This window comes from Bradyrhizobium sp. LeoB3 (assembly GCF_055456055.1).
The window spans coordinates 1-8,007 of the sequence record NZ_JBVBEF010000177.1 but is presented as its reverse complement, the minus strand read 5'-3'; the positions used below and the strand labels follow the sequence as shown (position 1 = coordinate 8,007).

At 56.8% G+C, this 8,007-nt stretch carries 4 protein-coding genes and 2 pseudogenes; all 6 read right to left on the bottom strand.

Annotated elements, in window-relative coordinates; translation table 11 throughout:
* Nucleotides 1-295: 295 nt before the first annotated feature.
* Entirely contained in the window at nucleotides 296-826 is a 531-nt protein-coding gene (locus ACZXDY_RS43680; protein ID WP_051397385.1) for a GNAT family N-acetyltransferase, read from the bottom strand.
* 80 nt (nucleotides 827-906) lie between these two features.
* Nucleotides 907-2,094, bottom strand: a complete 1,188-nt coding sequence (locus ACZXDY_RS43675) for a hypothetical protein (protein WP_464349740.1) — start codon at nucleotides 2,092-2,094, stop codon at nucleotides 907-909.
* A gap of 19 nt (nucleotides 2,095-2,113) precedes the next feature.
* A complete protein-coding gene (locus tag ACZXDY_RS43670) occupies nucleotides 2,114-3,589 on the bottom strand; it encodes a coproporphyrinogen-III oxidase family protein (protein WP_464349739.1) in 1,476 nt (491 codons plus the stop codon).
* A gap of 1,145 nt (nucleotides 3,590-4,734) precedes the next feature.
* A pseudogene (locus ACZXDY_RS43665) lies at nucleotides 4,735-5,617 on the bottom strand (IS110 family RNA-guided transposase); the annotation flags it as partial.
* A gap of 17 nt (nucleotides 5,618-5,634) precedes the next feature.
* A pseudogene (locus tag ACZXDY_RS43660) lies at nucleotides 5,635-6,642 on the bottom strand (ISL3 family transposase); the annotation flags it as partial.
* Between the two features lie 162 nt (nucleotides 6,643-6,804).
* On the bottom strand, nucleotides 6,805-7,572 hold the full coding sequence (locus ACZXDY_RS43655; protein ID WP_464349738.1) for a group II intron maturase-specific domain-containing protein: 768 nt from the start codon (nucleotides 7,570-7,572) through the stop codon (nucleotides 6,805-6,807).
* Nucleotides 7,573-8,007: the final 435 nt, after the last annotated feature.

The window sequence follows — 8,007 nt, the reverse complement described above, 5'->3', positions numbered from 1 at the left end:
GTCCCGTCGTTCCTTGGGTCGCATCGTCCCCTCCGTTGCGACCACGGAATCACGACACGCGATTCGACGGAATCCCAAAAATCAAATTGCAAGCTTTCGGGCCTTCAAATCCAAAAAGCTTGCAATCCCGAACCTCGCTCCGATCCAAAATTCGACTCCCGCTCAATGACTTGGGAGCTTCTTCACGGACGACGAAACCGCTTCCGCGGCGCCCGCGCTTCTCCTCAGTCGACGCGAGCCGAACTCCAGCGCCTTCACCTGCTTCAGCCTTTCACGACGCCAGGTCCCTACAGGGCTAGCGTGGATTCTCCAGGCCCACAACCTCGTTGATTATGTGACGTGGCTCATCCCGGCCGACAAGCCGCTTATCGTAGAAGATCACTTCATATCCGTGCAACATCCCTTCCTTACGGCGAACGTAGCCGGCGGCCTCATAAAGTCTTTGAGCCCCTACTTGGATCTTTGTCGTGTCGAGTACTATCCGCTTGAATCCCAGGGCGGCGGCTCGCGTTTCCAATTCACTAAGAATCCTCGTCCCAAGCCCTCGCCGTCGAAAGGCAGGATCGACTCGCATACGCTTCAGCTCTGCGACGTCATCGTCAATAAGCTTCAATCCACCCATGGCAACGAGCTTGGAACCAATATGCGCAACTACGAAGTCTCCGCCTGACGCGATGTATATTTCTCCAATGTTTCGTAAATCATCCTCCCACGCTCCTTCCGGGCCACACACACCAACCGCCTCCGATGCGCGTCTATGCAGATGCCACACATCATCAGTATCTCCTGACTCAAATTGACGAAACATCACTTCGTCCTGAGACATCGAACGCCACCTTTGGACCCGTGTCGGATGCCTGCGCCTCTCAGCATCACTACATGTTTTACCTAGCCAAATACCGCCGGCTATCGCGCCGCCGTTAACAGCCGCTGTGAAAGGACAGCCTCAACACTTTCCGAAGCCTCGACTCCGACAATTGGACGACCCGGTTCAACCGTATATTTCAAAGCCGTAGTACGGTGCATCCGGGTAAACTGTTCCAGCGCACAAACACACGAAGCGCGCAGCCTTCGGACTTCTCCACCATAGCGTTCGATGACGGGCGAAATGGTTGCAAACCCAGGAAAGTCCGCTTTCCCTTCCAGCCAACTTGGCGTGGGCTCCGCGCCTTTGTCATCTGGTGACAACCAGCGGAATACCTCGTGAATGCCTCCCTGCGGATAGTATTCGGACAGCCGATACAAATCCCTATAGTATTGCGGCTTCTGCTGAAAGAGTTCTTCGCCGACCAGTAGCACCGAGACCGCCACGACCCGGGCAGAAAACCGACCGCTTGGGCCAAGCCTATTCTTGTAAGGGTTTTTTCCGTAAAACACACGAAATTGGCTAAATAGGTCGGGCGACATATGTTCAAAAAATCGGGCCAGAACATAGTTCGCTGACTCAAGGCGTTCCAAGCATAGCGCAAGACATTGATGAGCGTCCGCGTCAGCCGCATCACGCAATTCAAGTAGAGCTGCGATTGCCAATTTTAGCTCGCTCTCGATGAGTTGATGACCCAAGCAAAAGTCTCGCTCCTCGACCCCGGCGGCGCCAAGGCAATATATGCGAGGATCGCTCTGCACTGGATTCGTCAGGATCATATCTTCATAGGAGAGAACCTCAATGCTAGGCTGTCGCTGGCAGCTTAAGCGGGCGAGACGGCTCAGCGCCTCTCCCACCGTCAACTCCGCCTGCACGGGATCAAGGCCGGCAAACGCCGACATCTGATAAGCACAATTGACGAGATATTGGACGTCTGTCTTAGCGACGGCGAAGTCGGGATCCGGCAACTTCAGCAGCTGTCCATCATGGTCAGCCGATGCAATCATCGCATTAATGCTACTTCCAAGAGCCTTGACCGCTTCATCTGGCCGTTCACTGCCTTTGATCTCGGCAATGAAGTGCGGCAGTTGATCGGCGACAACATTGCTGACAAGCCCAAGCGGCCGTTTCCGTTGCCCGCGATCGAAGCTATCGGACACATGAGAAAATATCTGCCGCGCCCGACGGCGCTGCTGTTCCGGAGTGGAAAAGGACAACGTAGCGACCATAGACGAGCGCTCCCCCACTTCATCGAAAAACAGCTTGCATTTCTGCACTCGACCCATATCTTGCGGCGGGCGAGTAGTCGTGCTTTTCGATTAGATCCGTTTGTTTGTCTGTTATCCTGCTATCGTTGTACGCGACCCGCTCAAGTACATTCTCAGAGAAAAATAGCAACGATACAGCGCCCGAGTTGATAATTCCGGCGTCGGTTAACGAAAGCACGCCATCGTTTGAAATGCGAACGAGGCCTGCCTCCCTTAAGATTTCAAGCTCGCCGAAAAAGTATTCTTCTAGCGATACTCCAAATTCGCGCTCGAAGCGGGAGAGCAGCACTCCGCTGCTTCGCAAGGCAAACATTAATGTTCGGCGCATGAGGTCGTCCTGGGACAGTACAACCCCCTTCCACACTGGTTTCTCGCCGGCTTCGACCCTACGTAGATAGCGATCTAGATCTGCCTCGTTGTAGAACTGGCACTGGCTCATGTAGCCAAATCCACCCACCCCAAACGGGACGAGATTATTGTCGTTCCAGGAATCGTATTTACGGCTTTGTTGAACGGAGTGCGGCTGCGACCTCTTAGTCCAATAGAAAATTGGTCCATAGCGATAACCGAGCTTCGTGAGGATGTGCTCCGCCATGAAGTGCATTATAATGCGCTCCTTGGCCCCGGCGAATTGATAGCGTCCCATAGCCAAATGGCGGGCCACGGGGTCAGTCAATTTAAACATCAACGGGAATACGTTGAACTTCTCTATTCCAATGTCCAACAGCCCGATTATTGAGTCGTACCAGCTCCGAAGCGTTTGCTGCGGCAGCCCATACATGAGGTCAAGCGATAGATTCTCAACGCCCATCTCGTTCAGCAATGTCACGAGTTGTATCACCTCCTCCACACCGTGCCCGCGGTTCAATATACGCAAAATATCCCGATCTAGACTTTGAACGCCCAGTACGAAGCGGTTTACTCCGCCTCTAAGTAGAGTCGAGATGCGATCCGCGGCGTCCGCATGCTTCACAAGCGAGGGATGCAACTCAAAACTTACTTCTGACTTCGACAAATCAAAGCGCTCGTTAACCATGGCAAATAGCGTTTTGAGTTGATGGTTCGTCAAAAATGAGGGAGTGCCCCCTCCAAAAAACGCAGTCTCAACAGCTCTCCCAGCAAGCGCCGCGCCCGACCAAGTCATTTCTTTATTTAAGGCCGCCAAATAGCGTTCCACTCGCTCGGAAGATGGATTGATTTCCTTGGCGAAGTGGCAAAACGTGCAATACTGATTACAGAATGGGATATGAAAATAGAGGTCAATTGACGAGGCGACCTGAGTCAACAATCTTTCGGCATCCAGGTCACCCATTGCCTTGAGAGGAGGATATGTGCCGACGAGATAGTCGTTGTGCGCGTCCAGGTGCAGATTTCGCGATCTCAACATGTCGAGATTGATCTCGTACGAGCGGTCGATCGCAAATTCCAGGGCTTCGGAATAGCTGGGCGCGTTCATCTGTTGGGGACTCCATTAGCTTTCGTGTAGGAAAGCCGCGCTGGCAGCCGCGGCCGTACCACATCAATCTCGTCTTGCTCGTTACTGAAGCGGCGCGTTTCAATCAGCGAGCTGCATTCGCGCCCCACTCGCTGCAGCTCCGTTCGCAGGTCGCGATGCGCTCGGTGGTACACGGAGACGACTACAGATTGTCGACGAGAGGCAGATGTTTTGGCTAATGCGAATGCATGCGATACCGACCGCACTCAACCGTACAGCTATGGCGCTGGCTTGTTTGGATCGAGCAAGTTTCATTTGAACTCCTGCGGCGACGACTGGATTGCATGGTCATGCGGATCCTTTTCCGTGTCCCAGCAATCGACGTGCCACCAAAGTCCGCTCGCGCGGGGCTTTTTTGAGGAACGAAAACCATGTGCTTTGCGCTGTATTGTCGGAATAGTTACGCCACAGCGTCGGCTCCCGGACATACGCGTCCTCAACGGGACACGGCCGAAAAACGACAACACGGAGCATCGAGTGACCATGATCGTCTCTCGACAGTGGGTTCTGAGGTGATTGGACAACACCCCGCGTACTCTTCAACGGGAGCCAACGATTGAGCCCTTTGGCGCCGAGGGCGCTCCTGCCTCCTGAGTCGCGGCATACACCGCCAAATTGCCAGGTGGCCGACGATCGCTGGTGCACCGGCGTTTGGCGCGAACGCGCACCATGCGATCAGCTTTCCGGAACCCCATGTCGAGTCGCCCGGAGGGCTTTCACCTCCGGGCGCTCCCAGAACCGTACGTGAACCTCTCGATTCATACGGCTCCCGATGTTCGGCCGTTGCCATGACATAGCTGCCAGTGATGTCAATCGGCCCTTTAATTGCGAGGTGTTGTTAAGCTGCCATTCTTTGTCTCCGGTGGCACGACGGCAGCGATCACTTCGTCGGAGCTGGTCGGGGTTGCGGAGACGGAGTGATCGCGTGTGACGAGAGAATCGTCAGCCGGAATTGGCTGAGGCCCGGCCTCTTTAACGGGTCAACTTGTTCGCGTTGATGTCGCAGCTGGGGTCATGGTCCTTTCCGAGGTAGCGGGCGCCTCATGTTGATGTCCGGATCCGACGCCTCAACGTTTGCAGCGGAGTGCGGACAAGCCGGGGCCAGCCGATTCCCATTTCTTCGTACGGTAGAGCAGGACAGTTGCGGCTTCGTAGAGATAAGTTCGCAGCAGTCGATCGCCCCAGCGTGAGATTCGGCCGTTCTGATCGATCTCGCCGGACTGGTTGCGTCGAGGCGTAAGCCCGAGATAGGCTCCAACGGCCGCCGCAGATCGAAAGCGCGACGGACCGTCGACCGTGTGCCTGAACGTCAGGGCGGTTACGACGCCCACGCCCGGGACCGTCATCAGGCGCGCGTCGTTTCATCCGCGTTTGCGAGCCGCCGAATCTCGTCGTCTATTTACTTTGCTGCCGACAGACCTGATCATGGACCAGCAAGAGAGGATCAACCACGGAACGCAGGTGGTGATCATCACCCAACAAGTCGTTGACCTGCTTCCGAAACTGAAGGCCTATAGCTCTTGGGAACAGCAGGCCGTACTCTTTGACGATGCTGCGGACTTGGTTTTCGATATCCCTTCGGATTGCGACCAGACGAGATCGCGCCACGAGAACGGCCCGGGTCCTTTGGCTCTCTTCGCTCTTGACCTTCACTTCTCGGTACCAGCCGACCCTGACCAGCTCGGCCAGTCCTCGGGCGTCATTCTGATCGCTCTTATTCAAGCGGGTCGAGAGTACGGCATGTGCGTGGCGAGCATCGACACAGACGACAGGAAGGTTAACGCGTCGGAGCTCGTGCCAAAGCCAGCTCGCCATCGCTCCAGTTTCAAAACCGATACGCTCAGCATTTGGCGCACGCTTGCAAAGTAGCTCGGTCAATGCTCCAGGTTCGGACTTGGCCTTGCCTTCGAACGTTACTCGTCCACTTTCGTCGATTACGCAGACTGAAGTTTCCCGTTGTGAGACATCCAACCCGACGTATTGCTTCATGGTAGCGCTCCGAATCGGTTGATTGCGAGTACCCGCCGTCTGCGGGTTGCCCATTCTGCGACAACACGAAGAGAGCCTCGGAAGCCGCGCGTCCTTAGACGTCGCCAAAGTTCAGCCCCGTTTCGGCGGCCGGCAACCCACTGATCGTCGAGCCATGGCAGGTGATGATCGAGCGAACTCTGCCGGGTCCGGAAGACATCATGGCGTTCGCCACGGATCACCTGTCGAACCAGCTTCCTGCTATGGCCAGTCTTGCGTACGATCTGCTTGATCGGTGTTCCGCTTTTCGACAAAGCCAAGATAGTTGCATTGGTCTCTTCGCGGCGAAGATATCCGTCATACTGCAGGCGCTCGGCCGCGGTGAGCAGCTTGGGATCGATCGTGGTCGCGCCGATGACGGTGCGGATCTGGCGCATCGATTTTCGGACGGCGTCAAGGAAGGCCCGACTGGCATTCTCCATCAAATGCCAACGATCGGCGACCTGTACCGCGTGCGGCAGGGCCTTTGCGGCCGCTTCGCCATATCCCCCGCCGCGGACCCGGGCAACGATCGCGATCGTGGGATGACCGGCAAGCCAGGCTTGGGCGGTCGCGGGCTCACGATCTGGCAGCAGGGTAACGATCCGGCGCCTTTCCAGGTTGCAGACGATGCTGGCGTATCGGTGATTGCGCCGCCAGGCCCAATCATCAGTGCCGATGACCTTGAGCGGGTCGGCCGGCGGACGGTGACGGCGTCGGACCACGCGCAGCAGCGTATCCTTACTCACCGGCAACATTAGCCGCTTTGCGAAGCCTGCCGCCGGTCGACCGCCAAGCGCCAGGCCGAGGTGATGAACGATCGAATCCATCCTCGCCGTGGGTCGGGCCGACGGCGCCAGAATCCCCTCGGCGAAGCGCTCAGTGAAGATTTGGCGCCCGCACAGGACGGCGTCGCAGCGGAAGCGGCGAGCGATTACCAGGAGCTGGACGATCCGCCCTGCGAGCGGCAAATCGGTCACGCGTCTTCGATATCGGCTATGGACACGTGGACGGTGATCGCGACGACCTCGTTCAATCGGCTGGCGGCGGCTTGTCCGCACTCCGCTGCAAACGTTGAGGCGTCGGATCCGGACATCAACATGAGGCGCCCGCTACGTCGGGAAGGACCATGACCCCAGCTGCGACATCAACGCGAATAAGTTGACCCGTTAAAGAGGCCGGGCCTCAGGCCAATTCCGGCTGACGATTCTCTCGTCACCCGCGATCACTCCGTCTCCGCAACCCCGACCAGCTCCGACGAAGTGATCGCTGCCGTCGTGCCACTGGAGACAAAGAATGGCAGCTTGACAACACCTCGCAATTAAAGGGCCGATTGACAGCCAGTGAGCGAGGAGAGTCGGATTTGCGCGGCAAAGCCGCTCAAACCAATCTCGTGCCCCTTTGGTCTTGCGACGCAGCCGCTTGAACTTGCGGCGCGCCCAGGGGATGACAAAGGCATCGATCCTCTTCAGGGTCGGACGCAACTGCGTCCGATGGAAGGGGCCGTAGTAGTTGATCCAGCCTTGAGTGTACGGATTGTAGGCCTTGGCCAGATCCTGCAGGGACTTGTCGCTGTGATGGTGAAGAGTCCAGCGCCGGATCGTCCGGCTGATGGCCTTCAGCGCTTTTGGACTTACCGCGGGCATGAAGCCGTGCGCGTGGATAGTTCCTTGCCATACCGTCTTTCTTGCTCGGAATGAGAACCCGAGAAAGTCGAACGACTGGTTCGGAAAATCGCCACGCCGGTTCGCATCCTTGCAATAGACCATCTTCGTCTTCTCCGGATGCAGCACCAACTCGCAGGCCGCAAAGTGGTCGGCAAGCGCGCTCCATAACGCCTGCGCCTCGTCGGCGCTCTTGCAGTGACAAATGACGTCATCCGCGTAGCGCTCAAACGGGACGAGGAAAGGTTCTCGCCATCCACATATCGAACGCATGATGCAGAAACAGATTCGCCAGGATGGGCTTACTACTCCCCGTACGCAAAAGGTAACTTGCGTCGCCGACCGACGGGTGGCCGCCTCCAGGGGGCGAAGTCGGTCCGCCACCGGCGGGTGAACCGGTTGGCGCAGGAATCGAGTGGCGAATCACGATTGTGTCATTGGAGACCAGGATTTCTTTGACGAGGAGTCGGACGATACGTTGGCGCTCTGAAACATCTAACGTCTTCGCGGTTGCGCGTAGCCGTGCAAGAAAGCTTGTAATTGTCTCGGCCAGTCGCAGGTATCCACCGCGATCGGCAAGCTGACTCTGAATGGCAGCTAGTACCCGGAATCAGAGCTGAGTGATACGGCAGCCTTTGAACCGCTTTTGGCGGACTCGTTTCTTCGTCCAGGCGAAGGGCTGTGCTTTTTCATTGTAGGCGCGGATGA

Excerpts from the sequence above, each read along its gene's own strand:
- ACZXDY_RS43680 (WP_051397385.1), bottom strand. The coding sequence starts at position 826 with ATGTCTCAGGACGAAGTGATGTTTCGTCAATTTGAGTCAGGAGATACT.
- ACZXDY_RS43675 (WP_464349740.1), bottom strand. The coding sequence starts at position 2,094 with ATGGTCGCTACGTTGTCCTTTTCCACTCCGGAACAGCAGCGCCGTCGG.
- ACZXDY_RS43670 (WP_464349739.1), bottom strand. The coding sequence starts at position 3,589 with ATGAACGCGCCCAGCTATTCCGAAGCCCTGGAATTTGCGATCGACCGC.
- ACZXDY_RS43655 (WP_464349738.1), bottom strand. The coding sequence starts at position 7,572 with ATGCGTTCGATATGTGGATGGCGAGAACCTTTCCTCGTCCCGTTTGAG.